Origin of the sequence: Caballeronia eucalypticola (assembly GCF_047608185.1) — a bacterium.
In the GTDB taxonomy this organism is placed as follows: domain Bacteria; phylum Pseudomonadota; class Gammaproteobacteria; order Burkholderiales; family Burkholderiaceae; genus Caballeronia.
In genome coordinates this window covers 36,975-53,858 of record NZ_JBLKRU010000010.1, presented here as the reverse complement: position 1 = coordinate 53,858, position 16,884 = coordinate 36,975, and the positions used below count along the sequence as shown (strand labels likewise).

Genomic DNA, 16,884 nt, shown 5'->3' with positions numbered 1-16,884 from the left:
AGGTTTCAAGCCACTGGAATGTGCAACAACCTCTCCCGCATCAAACCGGCGTCGCCCTTGTTGAACATCTCGACCACGTAGTTTGCATCGGCGACGTGCTTGGCGAAGCGGGCATCGACCACGCCTTTCGACGACAAAACCTCGAACGGCGTCCCCGCTTCCACCGCGCAAGACTTCACCACCATCAGCCGCTCGGCGTTCAGCGTGGTCGACAACCATGCGGCGAGGCTATCGGACGTCGTGTCCCAGTTGGTCATTTCATCGGGCGTGTCGCGCATCAAATCGGTCGGCACCCACACGGCCACGCGTCCATCGCGCAAGGCTCGCCGGATGCGGCTCTCGTTCGATGCCAGCACGAGTTCCGGCATGACCCCTTGCATCAAGATGGCGTACTGCGCCATCGCGAGCAGGCACATGTTGTGAGCGGCCAGATCGCCAAATTGCCACTCGCTTTGATACTGGCGAACCGTGTCCGCGAAATCCGCGCCGCCTGGCACGATCACGACCCGCCCGCCGCCTACTTCCCAAAGCTGGGTAAGCCACTCGCGCAGCGACGGGTCGTGACTCAGGCTTCCCCCGATTTTCACCACCCACATGACATGTCCCTCGCTTTGATTTGCATCAACGCTGCACTAACGTTGCATCAAGCCGTGGCCGCAGGCTCGTGCAACACCTGCAACGAAAGCAACGCGACCGCTACGCCCGGCGCACAGGTTGCTATCCATTCCGGCACGTCCGGACCCGCGGCGGGCGCATCGACCAGGCTTGTGAAATCGATAAAACTCCGTCCTTGCCGCTGCGCCAGCGCATTGGCCAGAAACCGCCCGCATCCCGCGCCCACCAGCGGCGCGCGTGCAAGTACCGGATGCGCGTCGGTCACGCGGGCAAGGTTCTCAACCAACACCTGCAACTGCTCGTCACGCCAGGTCTGCGCGAACTCCCGCCATTCGTTGTCGCTGGCGTCGCGAGCGTCGAGGCCAATCATCCGTGCAATCCGCGCGCGGCTCGCGACCTCGGTCTTCGGTCCGTTATCGGCGCTCGGATGCTGATCGTGCGCCGGCCATAATTCCCCCGTCAACCGATAGACATCCGCAGTCGTCGCGAACCATTCGTTCATCACGTTAACGCGCTCGCCACGAAACACAATTCGATGCGATACGCCGCACAACGGCGTGCGCACCACGCCGTGATACACCAGCTCGCCACTGGCAAGCCGGCTCGCGTCGTTGCATCCACCCGCCGCGATTTGCCCTCCGACAATCGGCACGATATCCGTAGTGGTACTGCCTATATCGACGAGCAGCGCATCGCTGACATGGCTTGCGACCCATTGCGCGGTGGCACGCCAGTTCACCGATGCCACATCGCGCCAGCCATCGATGCATTCTGCGGCCGCAAGCCAGCCCGCCGCGCCCGCGAAAAACCGCGTGTCAGGTCCAAGCCGCCGCGCAAGCGTATCGACGAGAACGCTGACGCCTTCAGCGCGGTCGGCGAAGAGATCAACCATCTCGCCTGTCATGGTGACCGCATGATGCGCCCCTGCCTCGCGAGCAGCCGGCCAGCGGTCGAATACGGCATCAATCACCTTCTCCAGATGCCCGAGCCCCTGCCATAGCGGACACGCCCATTGCGCGATATCGAGCATCTGACCGGATGCCGCCACCATCGACACCTTCACGTGCGCGCCCCCCACATCCCAGCCGAACACCACGGCGGCGGTCTTCATGAACGCGCTCCCGATGTGCACGTGCCACACTCATACGGCACGCCATGCGCCTTCAGCAGATCGCCGGCCACGTTGCGCCCGAGTCGCGCCGACAACCCCGCATACGCCGCCGTCAGCCTGGGATTCACTTCGATCACCACTGGCCCTCTTTCTGCATGCCACACCAGATCGATCCCGACATACCCGCGCAAGCCATGCAACGCCGCCACGACCTTTCGCGCCAGCACTTCCAGTGCCTTCCCCTGCGCGCTGTGCCGATCAATCTGATCGACCTCCACGCCGCTGAATTCGACCACGTGCTCCTTCTTTCCCGACGCAGCCATGTCGGACAGGCCTATCACCTGCCGGTTGATGCTGACCAGTTCCACATCGTGCGCGCCACAGATAAGCGAAAGGCTCAACGGCTCGCCGTCGACCCACTCCTGAAGGACGGGATTGCGACCGGCCGCCGCGCGCGCGTCGTACTCGGTGCATGCATCGCTGAAATTGTCGTAGACGACCGTGTCCAGACCGCCCGCGCCGTCGTCGGGCTTCACGACCCAGCGCGCGTGCGGATTGTCGCCAGTCGCCATATCGCCGGGTTCGAGCGAGGGCGTCACCGCAATTCCGTGCGCCTCCAGGCACGCCGCTGTCGCGCTCTTGCTCGACGCAATCCTGATGGCTTCCTTCGAGCATCCAAGCCAGCGCACCGAACCAACCGAGTCATGCAGATGCAGCAGCAAACCGTCGCATTCGGGCGCTATGATCCACGCCCGGTCGTGCTGCCGGGCGACACGCGCCACGAAGGCCGTGATCGATTCGCCGGGCAGCGCCTTGCAATGGCTGCGTGCCGGATCAACGGTTTCGAAACGCGAACTGGCGAACGTCACTTCCACGCCGCCGAGGTCGAGCAGATCTTTCACGAGGGCGTCACGCATCGCGCGTCCTTCCACGATGAGCGCGCTAAGATCGAGCAAGCTGGCCTCGCCGGCCAGTGCCGGATCGATGCCGCCGCCGGTGAGATACTCGTACACGAATAACTTGGTCAAGGGTCCCTTCCATGCCGGTGATGCAGGTGATTCCAGTACTCGATCTGCTCGATGGCTTCGCAGTACGCGCGGTGCGCGGCGAGCGCGCCCGCTACAAGCCGATCGAGTCCTCACTGTGCGCGACTAGCGAACCACTCGCCGTCGCGCACGCACTGTTGGCCGCGACAGGCGCCCGCACGCTCTACATAGCCGATCTCGGCGCGATCCTGAAGCAAGGCGATCACGCCAGCCACCTTGCAGCGCTACTCGATTCACTCGATGCGCTCGATGCATTTAGTCACGGCGTCGAAATCTGGCTCGACGCGGGTTTCACCGATTTCCCTTCGATGCAAACGCTCTTCGATCGCATCGACTCCATTCGTTGTGTCCATGGCATTCAGCCACCTCGCCGCGCCACGCTCGTGCCCGTCTTCGGCACCGAGACCCTGCACACTCCCCATGCCCTGCGCGAGGCCGAAGCTGCCGGTCTTGCGCCCCTGCTCTCGCTCGATCACCGCGCTGGCCGGCTGATGTCCGAGCCGTCGGCGGGAGAGCCCGGGCCGGACACATCATGGTGGCCATCGCGCGTGATCGTCATGACGCTCGATCACGTCGGTTCATACGAAGGCCCCGACCTCAACACCTTCGCGGACATTGGGGCGCAAGCCGGCGATCGTGAGCTTATCGGCGCCGGCGGTATCCGCCATGCCGCCGACTTGTCCGCCGCAGCCGAGAGCGGCGCCGCTGCATGGCTCGTGGCGTCCGCCCTTCATGACCGGCGACTCGGTCTCCCTGCCGCCAAACCCTAGGCGAATACACAATATCCATGCCAAGCGGGACGCCTTGCCTTTGCCTGTAATCGTTTGGCAAGGAACTGCAATTGCTGTGCGCGGCGGGTGACACTGTGTTCCAGCGCCGCACATACTGTGCTGCGCAGCGGGGTGCCGTTTAAGGCATGGGCGGACATGTCCGCGGCGGGATGAGTGCCGCGTTGGCTCGCCGTCCACGCCGCATGTGCATCGAATGTGCAAGGAGGCAGGCTTGCGGTGCAACCATCACGCGTGATGCTTCAAAAACCGGCATGGACTTTGCACTAACGGCTTCATGCACCTTTCGTCCGCCTCTTCGTCGAGTGTCGCTCAGCCAAGCGTGCGCGCCGCGGCTTCATCGCCGCTGTCCGCCGCTGTGCCCGCGCCCGCATCCGGCGTGCGCGACTGGACCTGCCCGTTCTGCCCCCTGCTCTGCGACGACATCACGACCATCGTGCACGCCGACGGCGCGCTCGATGCCCCCGATGTGGAATGCCCGCGGCTCACCCAAGCGTTGACGTGGTTCAGTGCGCCCGGTGCAAGCCAGCCCGCTATCGATGATCAGGACACCGACCTGGAATCCTCCCTGCTGCGCGCCGCCGACATCCTCAAAGGCGCATCCCGGCCGCTCTTCGGCGGACTGGCGACCGACGTCGCCGGTGCCCGGGCGCTCTACCCGCTGGCCGCCGGCTGCGGCGCAATCCTCGATCATCTGCACGGCGATGCGATGGCGGCATCGACGGCTGCGTTGCAAGATCGCGGCGCGTTTTTCACTACGCTCTCCGAAGTGCGTTCACGCGCCGACCTGTTGATCATTTTCGATTGCCAGCCGTCGCTGCGTTATCCGCGTTTTTACGAGCGCGTGCTGGGTGGAACGGATCACTCACGCGAGCTGATCTTCGTGGGCTGCGAAGTGGATCCTGCGGCGGATAGCGTTGAAAACACGAGCACGCATTCAATCCTCAAGGATGGCGATCCATACGACATTTTGGCGATCTGGTCCGCACTAACCGAAGGCCGCACAGTGGCGTCGATTGGTGGCAATAACACCATCGCCCATGCGCTCGCGGATCTGGCCGCACGCGTAAGCGCCGCCCGGTATGCGGTAGTCGTGTATGAACCCGCCGCGTTGCCCGGTCCGCATTCGGCGTTGCTGATTGAAGCGGTGAACCGGATCGTCAAGGCCGTTAACCGGACCACGCGCGCCGGCGCACTTGCGCTTGGCGGCGACGATGGCGCGATGAGTGTCAACCAGGCCGTCACGTGGCTATCGGGGTTGCCGCTGCGCACCCGCGTCTCAATGCCCACACGCCTCGCCGATCAACCAGCGCTCGATCACGATTCCCATCGTTACAGGACGCAACGCCTGCTGGCGGCGCATGAAGCCGATGCGCTGTTATGGGTCGCGAGCTTTCAGCCCGAGCCATTGCCAACCGGTCTCGCCGACAACGTCCCAGCCATCGTGCTCGGCCATTCCGCGATGCGATCGATGCTCGGCACGCGCACCGCGCCGACAGTATTTATTCCCGTAGCCACACCCGGCGTAGATAGCAGCGGCCACCTGTTTCGCGTTGACGGTTCGGTGGTCGCCCCGCTGAGCGCCGCACGCGCCTCTGCACTTCCGACGGTCGCGGCCATCGCGGAACGCTTGACCGGCTTGCTCGATTCAAGGAGCCCGCCATGAGCCTGACGCGGCTTAAAGGCGGCACGCTCTACGATCCGGCCAACGGCATCAACGGCGAACGCCGCGACCTGACCATGCGCGACGGCCGGCTTGTCGCGGCCGATCCCGGCGTCCCCGTCGACAAGGAATTCGACGCGACCGGCATGGTCGTGATGGCGGGCGGTATCGACCTGCACTCGCACATTGGCGGCGGCAAGACTAATCTCTCACGCCTGTTGTTGCCGGAGGATCATCGCGGCGGCGCAAATGATGGCGCAACGCTGGATGCAAATGGCCGCTACTTGCGGCTGCCGTCATGCGGTACGTGCGCGCCCGGCACGCTCGCCACGGGGTATCGATACGCGGAGATGGGGTACACCGCCGCCTTCGAGCCCGCGATGATGCCGTCCAACGCGCGCCACACGCATCTGGAAATGGGGGACACGCCGATCATCGATCACGGCGCGTACGTGATGCTCGGCAACGACGAACTGTTCCTGCAGCTTCTCGCGGAGCGCGACAGCTTCGAGCGCCTGCGTGATTACGTCGGCTGGACGATGCACGCAAGCAAGGCGCTCGGCGTCAAGGTCGTGAATCCCGGCGGCATCTCCGCGTTCAAGTTCAACCAGCGCTCGCTGGACGTGGACGAGCCGCATGTGCATTACGGCATCACGCCGCGCGACGTGCTGCGAACGTTATCGCGCGCGCTGACCGAGCTAAGCGTGCCGCATCCGCTGCACGTGCATGCGAGCAACCTTGGCGTTCCGGGCAACATCGAATCGACGATCGCGACCATGGATGCGGCCGACGGCCTGCCCATTCATCTGACGCATATCCAGTTTCATAGCTATGGCGTGGAAGGACCGCGCAAGTTTTCATCGGGCGCGCGCACGATTGCCGACGCCGTGAATGCGCGGCCGAACGTGTCGATCGATGTCGGTCAGATCATCTTTGGGCAGACCGTCACCGCGTCGGGCGACACCATGATGCAGTTCAAGAACGCGCCGCTTGCGACACCGAAGAAGTGGATAGCCGGTGACATCGAATGCGATGCAGGCTGCGGAATCGTGCCGTTCAAATATCGCGAGCAGAGCTACGTAAACGCATTGCAATGGATCATCGGGCTGGAGATTTTCCTGGCTGTCGACGACCCGTGGCGCGTGTCGATGACCACCGATCACCCGAACGGCGGACCGTTCACGAGTTATCCGCACCTGATTCGATTGCTGATGGACAAGCGCTTTCGCGACGAGCAACTGGCGAAGCTGAACCCCGAAGCGCAGGTCGCCAGCGCGCTGCCGGAACTCACACGCGAGTTCTCGCTGTACGACATCGCGATCATCACGCGCGCAGGCCCGGCGCGCTTGCTCGGCCTGAAGGATCGCGGCCATCTGGGCGTGGGCGCGGCGGCGGACATTGCGGTGTATCGGGATCACGCGGACAAGGAACGGATGTTCACGTCGCCGGCGTATGTGTTCAAGGACGGACAACTGGTCGCGCGAGACGGCGTGCTGGTCGCCACGCCCACAGGCGGCATCCACTACGTTTCGCCCGATTTTGATCGCGGCATCGAGAAGACCCTGCGAGCGTATAGCGCGGCGAACCTGGTCGGCAATCCGGTCCACGCGGCCATCAGCGACGACGAAATCTGCGCCTGCTGCCGCGGCGGCAGGTTATTGCCGGTTGCGTGCCTGAACGCCGGAGCGTGAGCCAAGTGAGCCAAGTGAGCCAAGTGAGCGAAGTGAGCGAAAAGCGCACCATGCAGATCAACGACACCCTCATCGACGACACCTTCGCGGAAGCCTTCCCGATGAAAGCGACGCGGCTCGTCATCACCGCGCACACGCCGGTCTGGGCTAACCACGCGGCGCAGTCGCTGACGGGCTTCGCCACGTCGGTTATCGGCTGCGGGTGCGAAGCGGGGATCGAACGCGAACTCGGCCCGCATGAAACACCCGATGGCCGCCCGGGCGTCGCGGTGCTGCTGTTCGCGGTATCGACGAAAGAACTGGCGAAGCAAGTCGAGCGGCGTGTCGGGCAATGCGTGCTGACCTGTCCGACGACGGCGGTCTTCAGCGGTATCGATCCGGCGACAAGCCGCGCCCCTCTCTCCGATAACGCCCCGCTCGGCAGCAGCCTGCGTTTCTTCGGCGACGGCTGGCAGATCAGCAAGATGCTCGGCGAGACGCGCTACTGGCGCGTGCCCGTGATGGATGGCGAGTTCGTCGCCGAAGAGAGCACCGTCACGGTGAAGGCCGTCGGCGGGGGCAATTTGTTGCTGCTCGCCACGGACACCGACGCGGCGCTGCGCGTGGCCGAAAGCGCGGTTCACGCAATGCGGCGCTTGCCGAACGTAATCATGCCGTTCCCCGGCGGCGTCGTGCGCTCAGGCTCCAAGGTAGGCTCGAAATATGCTGCGGCACCCGCATCGACGAACGACGCTTTTTGCCCGACGCTCATCGGCTTGTCGCCGAAAAGCGAACTGGATGCCGAGGTCGGTTGCGTGCTCGAAATCGTGATCGATGGGCTGACCGATAGCGACGTCGGCGCGGCGATGACCGCGGGAATCACGGCCGCGGCCGGACTCGGGCGAGCGGGCGGCGTGCTGCGGATATCGGCGGGAAACTACGGCGGCAAACTCGGTCCCTATCACTTTCATCTTCGCGAGCTTGCGGCCGGCCTGGACGGGAGGCGTGCATGAGCACAACTACGTTGCGGCTCAGGAGCGCGCCCGGGTTTCGTGTGGATGCTGCCGGGTTGCTGCCTTCTGCGCTCACCGCGCTTTCGCCAGCGGAGATCGGACGCATCGTGCTGCCGGCCGGTAACGAGCGTTGCGAGGCTGGCGAACTGTTCGATATTTCGCGTACGGAAGGGGACGGTACGGATCGCGCCGCGCTCGTGATTGAAGGCGATGTGGCATGGCTTGACCGTCTTGGCGCGCATCTCGCTGAGGGTCGTATCGACGTCCACGGTTCCAGCGGCAGCCACACGGGTTTTCGCATGGCAGGCGGCGAATTGCGCATCGACGACGACACCGGCGACTTCACCGGCTGCCAGATGAGCGGCGGCCGCCTGACGGTAGGCGGAAATAGTGGCGACTTTACGGCCGGGCCGCTGCCCGGCGACATGGAAGGCATGACGGGCGGTACGCTGACCATCCAGGGCAACACCGGCACGCGGCTTGGCGATCGCATGCGTCGCGGGGTTGTACTGGTCTGCGGAGACGCGGGCGAATGCGCGGCATCGCGGCTCGTGGCGGGCACGATCGGCATCGCGGGAAAGCTCGCGCCGCACTTCGGCTATGGCATGCGGCGCGGCACGCTGTTGCTGGTTCAGGCGCCCGCCAGTTTGCCGCCGACGTTCACTGCCGGCGGTAAGGGCTTCGATGTCTTCTGGTCGCTTCTCGTCCGCTCGCTTGCCGCCGAAATTGCACCATTTTCGACGCTGAAAGCCAGCTCGCTGCCGCGCCGGTTTACCGGCGATCTCGCGGTGGACGGACGCGGGGAACTGCTGCTCGTCGGATGAAACCAATCGGCGTAATGTGGAGCAACCCGTTGAGCAACCGGTGGAGCAACCGGTCGAACAACGAACGAGCTAAAGCCGGCAAGCGGCGCACATAGAACCTGAAGGAGGCGACCATGAACATTGCGCATTCATCCGCCGCGTCGCCCGACGCGAGCGCAGGCGTGCCGCGTTATTCACCCGCGCAGATCGCGCTGCATTGGGTGATCGGGCTGGCAATCATCGTCATGCTCGGCATTGGCCTTTATATGGTCGGACTGCCGAAGGGCCTCGCTTTCAAGTCGACCCTGATCAACTTCCACAAATCGCTTGGGATGACCGTTTTCCTGCTTGTGCTGATTCGCATCGTGGTTCGCCTGGTTGCAGGCCGGCCTCCGCTTCCTCCGATGCAAGCGTGGCAACGCGCCGCCGCGAGCATGACGCAGGGTCTTTTATACGTGGCAATGATCGTCATGCCGCTGACGGGTTATCTCGGCTCGTCATTCAACAAGTTCGGCACGCGCTTCTGGGGTATCCCGTTGCCCATGTGGGCGTGGGACGATCCCGGCCTGAGGAAAATCTTTTTCACGGTGCACACGGTCTCGGCCTGGATCCTGATCGCGTTGATCCTGCTGCATGTGGCCGGCGCGCTCAAACATCAGTTGATTGACCGAGACCGGCTGATGGAAAGGATGCTGCCGTGACAAGGCCTAATCGAATTTTTATAGAGGGACGCGCTCAGCGTCACGTCGCATGAAAATCAAGGTACTCGGTTCATCGGCGGGCGGTGGTTTTCCGCAATGGAACTGCAACTGCCGCAACTGTGACGGCGTGCGCAACCGTACGCTAAAGGCACAGCGGCGTACGCAGTCGTCCATTGCCGTGAGTGCGAACGGCGAGGACTGGCTGCTGATTAATGCGTCGCCGGACCTGCTGGCGCAAATCGCGGCCCATCCCGAACTCCAGCCGGCGCGACGCGTGCGCGATAGCGGCATTGCCGCCGTCATCACCATGGACGCACAGATCGATCACGTGACCGGCCTGCTGATGCTGCGCGAGCGCGACACCCCGTTGCCGCTGTATGTCACGGACGCCGTCCTGCAAGACCTGAGCACCGGCTTGCCGGTTGTATCGATACTCGCGCATTACTGCGGCGTCGAACGCCATGCTATTCCGCTCGACGGATCTTCGTTTGCCGTTCCCGCGCTGCCGGACATCCGCATTGAAGCGCTGCCGCTGTCGAGCAAGGCGCCGCCCTATTCGCCGCATCGCGAAGCACCGCAGCGTGGCGACAACATCGGGCTGACGTTCATCGATGAACACTCGGGCAAGCGTGCGTTCTATGCGCCGGGCCTTGGTGCGCTGGAACCGCACGTCCTCGAAGCGATGAACGCGGCCGACCTGCTCCTGGTCGACGGCACGCTTTGGACACCGGACGAAATGATCGAACTGGGGCTCTCCAAGAAGACCGCCGCCGATATGGGCCATCTCGCGCAAACCGGCGCGGGCGGCATGATCGACGTGCTCGATTCGATCGAACGTGACGGCGTGCGCAAGGTCCTCATCCACATCAACAACACGAATCCGATCCTGGTTGAAGACGGTCCCGAACGACGGCGGCTCGCAGAACACGGCATTGAAGTTGCATTCGATGGGATGGCATTCGAACTTTAAGCAGCGCTTACAGGAGGCAAGCAAGTGAACGGCCCCACTCCGATGACTAGCAACCACGCGACAGACAACAATACGGACAACACGGCAGCCTGGACTCGCGAAGCGTTCGAAGCCCAGCTTCGCGCGAAGGGCACGGCGTATCACATTCATCATCCGTTCAACGTGAAGATGAACGAGGGCGGCTGTTCCCGCGAGCAGATTCGCGGCTGGGTCGCGAACCGCTTCTACTATCAGATCAATATTCCGCTGAAAGATGCGGCCGTGATGTCGAATTGCCCCGATCGCGAGACGCGCCGGCGCTGGGTGCTGCGCATTCTCGATCACGACGGTTATGGCGACGACGAAGGCGGAATCGAAACATGGGCAAGGCTAGGCGATGCGGTCGGCCTCTCGCGCGACGAACTCTGGTCGCTCGAACACGTGACGCCGGGCGTGAAATTCGCCGTCGATGCCTACGTCAATTTCGCACGCCGCGCGCCATGGCAAGAGGCGGTGTGTTCATCGCTCACCGAGATCTTTGCGCCGCAGATCCACAAGGACCGGCTTGCAACGTGGCCGTCGTGTTATCCGTGGATCGAGCCCGACGGATTGACGTATTTCCGCTCACGTATTTCTCTCGCACAACGCGATGTTGAACACGGCTTGCAGGTCACGCTCGATTACTTCAAAACCCGTGAACAGCAGGAACGCGCGCTTGAGATACTGCAGTTCAAGCTCGACATCTTGTGGTCAATGCTCGATGCCATCGAAAAGGCCTTCCCCCAATGACATCGCCACTGCTCAAGCTCAAGGGAATCTTCCGGCTGCAATGGGAACCGGCGCAGGAAGCGCATGTGCTGCTGTATCCCGAAGGCATGGTGAAGCTCAATCAAAGCGCGGGCGAGATACTCAAGCGCTGCGACGGCACGCGCGATATCGACATGTTGATCACGGACCTGCAGCAAGCCTTCAACGCGCAAGACATTGGCGATGAAGTCCGCTTGTTTGTTGCCGAAGCCGGGCGCCGCGGCTGGCTGGAAACTGCGGAGGCTGCAACATGACTGACATGAGCGACATGAACAAGATCGCGCCGCCGCTGTGGTTGCTCGCCGAGCTGACGTACCGATGCCCGCTGCATTGCGCGTTCTGCTACAACCCCGTGAACTACACCGACCACGCGAGCGAACTGTCCACCGATCAGTGGCTCAGCGTGCTGCGCGAAGCGCGTGCGCTCGGCGCGGCGCAACTCGGGTTCTCGGGCGGCGAACCGCTCGTGCGCGACGACCTGGAAATACTCGTACGCGAGGGACGCCAACTGGGTTTTTACACGAACCTGATTACGTCGGGCATCGGCTTGACGGACAAGCGCCTCGACGCGTTGAAAGACGCCGGGCTCGATCACATCCAGTTGTCGTTCCAGGACTCGAGCCAGGAACTCAACGACTTCCTGAGCAGCACGCGCACCTTCGACCTCAAGAATCGCGTGGCGAAATCGATCAAGGCGCATGGTTTTCCAATGGTGCTCAACTGCGTGCTGCATCGATACAACCTGCCTCACGTCGACAAGATCATCGACATGGCGCTGGCCATGGGCGCCGAGTATCTGGAACTCGCGAACACGCAATACTACGGCTGGGCGCATGCGAACCGTGCCCAACTCATGCCGACCGCTGAACAGTTGAAAGAAGCGGAAGCCGTGGTTGAACGCTACAGAAGCGAGATCGGCGATCGCTGCAAGATCTTCTTCGTCGTGCCGGACTACTTCGAAACCCGGCCGAAGAAATGCATGAACGGCTGGGGCTCGGTGTTCCTCGGCATCGCTCCGGATGGCGCGGCGCTGCCCTGCCACACGGCGCGTTCATTGCCCGGTCTCACCTTCCCGAATGTGAAACAGACTTCGATCCGCGAGATCTGGTATGAAAGCGACGCGTTCAATCGCTTCCGCGGTTTCGACTGGATGAAGGAACCGTGCCGCAGTTGCGAGGAAAAAACCATCGACGCGGGCGGCTGCCGCTGCCAGGCCTACCTGCTGACCGGCGACCCGGCCAGTGCCGATCCAGTCTGCGATAAATCGCCTCATCACGAAGCCGTGATCAACGTGGTACGCCAGGCGGCCGCTCAACACGTTGAACCCGCTCAGCGCGAGCCAAACGAGCAGCCGATCCTGTTTCGCGACGACAGCAATTCGCGCCGGCTGGCGGCCGCGTCCGACGATCACGACCCCAACCATCGCAACGTCACCGATCTTGCGGGAGTCCACAAATGACCATCGCCAACATCAGTGTCCTCCTGGTCGATGACCACGCCGTGGTGCGCGAAGGTTACCGGCGCCTGCTCGAACTGAGTCCCGACGTGAGCGTGGCCGGCGAAGCCGCCGACGCCGCGCAGGCGTACCAGCGTTTCTGCGCATTGCGCCCGGACGTGGTCGTGATGGACCTGGCGTTGCCGGGCGCGAGCGGCATTGAAGCAATGCGTCGCATGCTCGCCCGCGAACCCGACGCCCATGTGCTGATCTTCAGCGTGCACGAAGAAACCATCTTCGTGCGCCGCGCGCTCGATGCCGGCGCGCGAGGTTACGTGACCAAGGCCAGCGCGCCCGACGTCCTCGTCGAAGCGGTCCGCGCGGTCGCGGGACGAGCACGCTACCTGAGCGCGGACGTGTCGCACGCACTCGCGCTGCGGGCCACGTTCCAGGAGGGGCCGCCGGGACGGCATTTATCGGCGAGGGAATTCGAGGTCCTGCGTCTGCTGGTGCAGGGCTATACGCTGCCGAGCATCGCGGAAAGACTCGGCCTGAGCCAGAAGACCGTTGCCAACCATCAATCGGTGATCCGGCAGAAGTTCGGCGCGGACAATGGCGTGCAGCTTGCGCAGATGGCAAACCGCCTGGGCCTTCATTTCGCCGATTTCGCCAACTCGGCGGGTTCGCTGAGTTCGTTCAGCTCCGGCAATCCGGCCTGAACCGGCACGCGCGCGCAAAACAAGAAACCGCTGCCCGGCTGGCTGGCGATATGGAACTCACCGCCGATCGCCTCCACCCGTTCGCGCATGCCGATCAGCCCCAGACCTGCACGCGGTTTTGTCAGATCGATACCCGGACCGTCGTCGGTCATGGTCACCACGATCTCGTCACGCTGCTTGCGTTCACGTTCAGCGTGCGGATCATCCGCAGTCCGGACCAGATAGATTTCCACTCGCGACATGCGCGCGAACTTCGACACGTTCGTCAGCCCTTCCTGCACCAGCCTGTAGAGCGTGATGTTCAGCACATCCGCCAGATCCGAGAATTCGCCGTCTACCGTCAGTGCAAACGACGCCTGCGGCAGACGTTCACGCCAGCTTTCAACGCAATGTTCGAGTGCGCTGGGCAAGCCGAATTCATCGAGTCCGATGGGCCGCAAGCGCCGGATCATGCCTCCTATCTGCCGATACACCGTGCTGGCGCTCTGCATGACCGCCAGCGACAAGCGATGGACTTCGGGCTCGCCTTGCACTGACAGATCGCGGATACGTCCCGCATCCAGCGCGATGGCGTTCAGGTACTGACCGAGTTCATCGTGCAACTCGCGCGCGAGATGGCGGCGCTCGTTTTCCTGCGCCCCGATGCTTTCGCTGGCAAGACGCCGGTTGTCGGCGAGGAGCTTTTCGGCTTGCTCTTCAAGCACGCGGCGATGCAGTAATTCCCGTTGTGATTCCCGATAGCGGCGCCAGGCAAACCACGCCAGGCCCAAGGCGAGCACGACCAGCGTGGGCGGATATTCGTCCATCTGGAAGCGTTCGAACCGGCGCGTGAGGGCGTAGGTCAGCTCGCCGACGTCCAGGCGCATGCAAACCACGGCAGCGATGACCGTAACCGCCAGCACGCAAGCGAGGTCGCGCCACACGCTCGTAGGTGAACTCGCATGAGATGCCGGCGCTGGTGCGGAGGAGTTTGTGGAATCGGGTGGCATGGCTCTCTCATTCTACTCAGCACGCGTGCTTGCGTCGCGTGCAAACCGGGCGGGTTGGGAATGCTTCCCCCTGTAATCGGGAAGACCTCCCGGTTGCACGACACGCATCTTGTGGGACGCTTTCAGTATGGCAACGGCGCGGATATTTGCTGCGCCCGAACGTTATACCGAAGTCATACCGATAACAACACCCAGCAGGAGACGATCATGAGCCAAGCACCCCATCACCCTTCTCGCAGGCCTCCATTCGCTTTGCGCGTGTGCTTCGGCAGCGCGCTTGCCGGCCTCAGCGCCGCGGCCTGGGCGCAAGATGCAGCCTCGCCGCCGGTCGCTGCGTCCGAGCCGAACCTGATCCAACTCGCGCCGGTCGTGGTGGTGGGAACCACCCCGCTGCTGGGTATCGGCACACCGCTCGAGAAGGTGCCGGCCAACGTCCAGACTATCAAGGGCAGCGCGATCGACGCGCAGCATCGTTCGGTGCTCACCGACTACTTCGAGAAGAACGTGGGCAGTGTCGACATCAACGAAGCCCAGGGCAATCCGTCCCAGACCGACATCAACTATCGCGGCTTTACCGCGTCGCCGCTGCTCGGCACGCCGCAGGGATTGTCCGTGTTCCTCGACGGCGTGCGCATCAACGAGCCGTTCGGCGACGTAGTGAACTGGGACCTGATCCCGCAAGCCGCGATCAACACGATCCAGCTGATCCCCGGCTCCAACCCTACCTTCGGCCTCAACACGCTGGGCGGCGCCATTGCCGTCACGACGAAAAACGGCCGCAGCAATCCGGGCGGCGAAGCTGAAGTCTCCGGTGGTTCGTGGGGCCGCAAGACGGCGCAGATCGAGCAAGGCGGCGTGATCGGCCAGAACCTCGACTACTACTTCACCGCGAACACGACCAACGACAACGGCTGGGCCGACCACAATTCCAGCCGACTGCGCCAGGCGTTCGGCAAGCTCCGCTACACCGACGCGGACACCACGATTTCACTGTCCATGGGAGGCGCCGACAACGACCTGCAAGGCTCGCAGACCATCCCCCGCTCCTTCCTCGATAACTACAAGCAGGCCTATACATTCCCGGACCAGAACCAGAATCAGGTCGGATACCTGACGCTGTCGGGCGAGCATTATTTCAGCCCCAACCTGCAGATCAGCGGCAATGTGTATTACCGGCACTACCGGAACGTGAACACCAGCAGCAACACCAACGACGACTTCGGCCAGGTCGATGACGACGGCAATGTCGACACGGTCCAGGCGACCAACGTACAGTCCGTGATCGTCACGGACAGCTACGGCGCGAGCCTGCAAATGACGCTGCTCAACAAGCTGGCCGGGATGGAAAACCAGTTCGTCGCGGGCATGGCGGGCGACTTCGCCAACTCGCATTTCACGCAGGCTTCGCAAGACGCGCAGTTCACCGATTCACGCGCGACCATAGGCCTTGGTCCCTATGAGTCTCAAACCGATGCAAAGACGCGCAACGCGAACTATGGCGTGTATTTCGAGGATACGTTGTCGATCACGCAACAGTGGTCCATGACATTGGCCGGGCGTTATAACTGGTCCAAGTCTGTTATCGGCGATGAAAGCGGTGTGCAGCCGCTGCTTGACGGCAGCCATACATTCTCCCGCTTCAACCCGGCGGTGGGCGTCAACTGGAACCCGACCTCCACGTTCACCGCCTACGCCACCTACAACGAAGGCATGCGCTCGCCGACCGCGATCGAACTCGCCTGTGCCGATCCGGCCGCACCCTGTTCCCTGCCGAACGATTTCATTGCGGACCCGTCGTTGCAACCGGTGATTTCAAAGACCTACGAGATCGGCGCGCGTGGCCAGCTCGGACATGGAACCTCATGGAGCGCGGCACTCTACCGGACCACGCTCGATAACGACATCCAGTTCGTCAGCAGCAACGGCGCAGCCAGCACGCTGGGCTTTTTCCAGAACGTGGGCAAGACGCGCCGGCAAGGAGTAGAACTGGCCGGGCGCACGCAGTTCGGACCACTGGGCGTGGCAGCGAGTTATAGCTACGTAGACGCAACCTATCAATCGACGTGGACCGAAAGTAGTTCCAGCAATTCGAGCGCCGATGCCAACGGCAATATCACCGTCAAGCCAGTCGATCGTATTCCCAGCATTCCGCAGAACACGGTCAAGCTGCGGCTCGACTATGCAGCCACGCCGAAATGGAATGTAGGGACTAACCTCACGTATCGCGGCAACATTTTTGCTCGCGGCGACGAAGACAACCAGGACGTGAACGGGTCGGTAGCAGGTTATTTCCTGATCGACCTCGACACGACCTACAACATCACGAAGCAACTGCAGGTATTCGCCAGCATCACGAACCTGCTTAACAAACGTTATGCAAGTTTCGCGATCCTTGGCGAGAATGACTTCGATGGTCCGAACCACAGCTTCAACGGCGCCAATCCTGCCAATGAACAGTTCCTCGGCATCGGGGCGCCGCGCGGTGCATGGGTAGGGCTGAGGTATGCGTGGAAGTAAATTTTGTTTCGCACCGGGGAGCAACTGTCTCAGCTGAACCCCGGTGCGAACAAGACTG

16 protein-coding genes are annotated in these 16,884 nt (G+C 62.8%); 12 read left to right on the top strand and 4 right to left on the bottom strand.

Annotated elements, in window-relative coordinates:
• Positions 1-5: 5 nt before the first annotated feature.
• The 3 genes from ACMX25_RS13975 to ACMX25_RS13965 are packed head-to-tail and all read right to left on the bottom strand — an operon-like array spanning position 6 to position 2,754.
• On the bottom strand, positions 6-596 hold the full coding sequence (locus ACMX25_RS13975) for an amino acid kinase family protein (protein WP_414950538.1): 591 nt from the start codon (positions 594-596) through the stop codon (positions 6-8).
• 47 nt (positions 597-643) lie between these two features.
• Complete coding sequence (locus ACMX25_RS13970) at positions 644-1,726, bottom strand: hydantoinase/oxoprolinase family protein (RefSeq protein ID WP_414950537.1); 1,083 nt, start codon at positions 1,724-1,726, stop codon at positions 644-646.
• Entirely contained in the window at positions 1,723-2,754 is a 1,032-nt protein-coding gene (locus ACMX25_RS13965) for an ATP-grasp domain-containing protein (protein WP_414950536.1), read from the bottom strand. The genes ACMX25_RS13970 and ACMX25_RS13965 overlap by 4 nt, the downstream gene beginning before the upstream one ends.
• A 20-nt stretch (positions 2,755-2,774) precedes the next feature.
• Here ACMX25_RS13965 and ACMX25_RS13960 point away from each other — a divergent pair, with 20 nt between their 5' ends.
• From ACMX25_RS13960 to ACMX25_RS13910, 11 genes are all read left to right on the top strand, one after another.
• Positions 2,775-3,542: a HisA/HisF-related TIM barrel protein gene (locus ACMX25_RS13960; RefSeq protein WP_414950688.1), complete on the top strand. Its 768-nt coding sequence runs from the start codon at positions 2,775-2,777 to the stop codon at positions 3,540-3,542.
• A gap of 295 nt (positions 3,543-3,837) precedes the next feature.
• Complete coding sequence (locus ACMX25_RS13955) at positions 3,838-5,226, top strand: molybdopterin-binding domain-containing protein (RefSeq protein ID WP_414950535.1); 1,389 nt, start codon at positions 3,838-3,840, stop codon at positions 5,224-5,226.
• Positions 5,223-6,914 carry a formylmethanofuran dehydrogenase subunit A gene (locus ACMX25_RS13950; protein WP_414950534.1) on the top strand — a complete coding sequence of 564 codons (1,692 nt, stop codon included), beginning with the start codon at positions 5,223-5,225 and terminating at the stop codon, positions 6,912-6,914. The genes ACMX25_RS13955 and ACMX25_RS13950 overlap by 4 nt, the downstream gene beginning before the upstream one ends.
• Positions 6,915-6,964: 50 nt before the next feature.
• Entirely contained in the window at positions 6,965-7,906 is a 942-nt protein-coding gene (fhcD, locus tag ACMX25_RS13945; protein WP_414950687.1) for a formylmethanofuran--tetrahydromethanopterin N-formyltransferase, read from the top strand.
• Complete coding sequence (locus ACMX25_RS13940) at positions 7,903-8,730, top strand: formylmethanofuran dehydrogenase subunit C (RefSeq protein ID WP_414950533.1); 828 nt, start codon at positions 7,903-7,905, stop codon at positions 8,728-8,730. Before fhcD ends, ACMX25_RS13940 begins: the two co-directional genes overlap by 4 nt.
• A 113-nt stretch (positions 8,731-8,843) precedes the next feature.
• Positions 8,844-9,410 carry a cytochrome b gene (locus tag ACMX25_RS13935; protein ID WP_414950532.1) on the top strand — a complete coding sequence of 189 codons (567 nt, stop codon included), beginning with the start codon at positions 8,844-8,846 and terminating at the stop codon, positions 9,408-9,410.
• A 49-nt stretch (positions 9,411-9,459) separates the two neighbouring features.
• Complete coding sequence (gene pqqB, locus ACMX25_RS13930) at positions 9,460-10,380, top strand: pyrroloquinoline quinone biosynthesis protein PqqB (RefSeq protein WP_414950531.1); 921 nt, start codon at positions 9,460-9,462, stop codon at positions 10,378-10,380.
• A gap of 42 nt (positions 10,381-10,422) precedes the next feature.
• Positions 10,423-11,148 carry a pyrroloquinoline-quinone synthase PqqC gene (gene pqqC, locus ACMX25_RS13925; RefSeq protein ID WP_414950686.1) on the top strand — a complete coding sequence of 242 codons (726 nt, stop codon included), beginning with the start codon at positions 10,423-10,425 and terminating at the stop codon, positions 11,146-11,148.
• Complete coding sequence (gene pqqD / locus ACMX25_RS13920) at positions 11,145-11,420, top strand: pyrroloquinoline quinone biosynthesis peptide chaperone PqqD (protein WP_414950530.1); 276 nt, start codon at positions 11,145-11,147, stop codon at positions 11,418-11,420. Before pqqC ends, pqqD begins: the two co-directional genes overlap by 4 nt.
• Positions 11,417-12,625, top strand: a complete 1,209-nt coding sequence (pqqE, locus tag ACMX25_RS13915; RefSeq protein WP_414950529.1) for a pyrroloquinoline quinone biosynthesis protein PqqE — start codon at positions 11,417-11,419, stop codon at positions 12,623-12,625. Before pqqD ends, pqqE begins: the two co-directional genes overlap by 4 nt.
• Positions 12,622-13,320, top strand: a complete 699-nt coding sequence (locus tag ACMX25_RS13910) for a response regulator (protein ID WP_414950528.1) — start codon at positions 12,622-12,624, stop codon at positions 13,318-13,320. Before pqqE ends, ACMX25_RS13910 begins: the two co-directional genes overlap by 4 nt.
• Here ACMX25_RS13910 and ACMX25_RS13905 read toward each other — a convergent pair.
• Positions 13,254-14,309: a histidine kinase gene (locus ACMX25_RS13905; protein ID WP_414950527.1), complete on the bottom strand. Its 1,056-nt coding sequence runs from the start codon at positions 14,307-14,309 to the stop codon at positions 13,254-13,256. The two genes, ACMX25_RS13910 and ACMX25_RS13905, sit on opposite strands and share 67 nt — an antisense overlap.
• Positions 14,310-14,516: 207 nt before the next feature.
• On the opposite strand from ACMX25_RS13905, the gene ACMX25_RS13900 reads away from it, so the two are divergent.
• On the top strand, positions 14,517-16,826 hold the full coding sequence (locus ACMX25_RS13900; protein WP_414950526.1) for a TonB-dependent receptor: 2,310 nt from the start codon (positions 14,517-14,519) through the stop codon (positions 16,824-16,826).
• Positions 16,827-16,884: the final 58 nt, after the last annotated feature.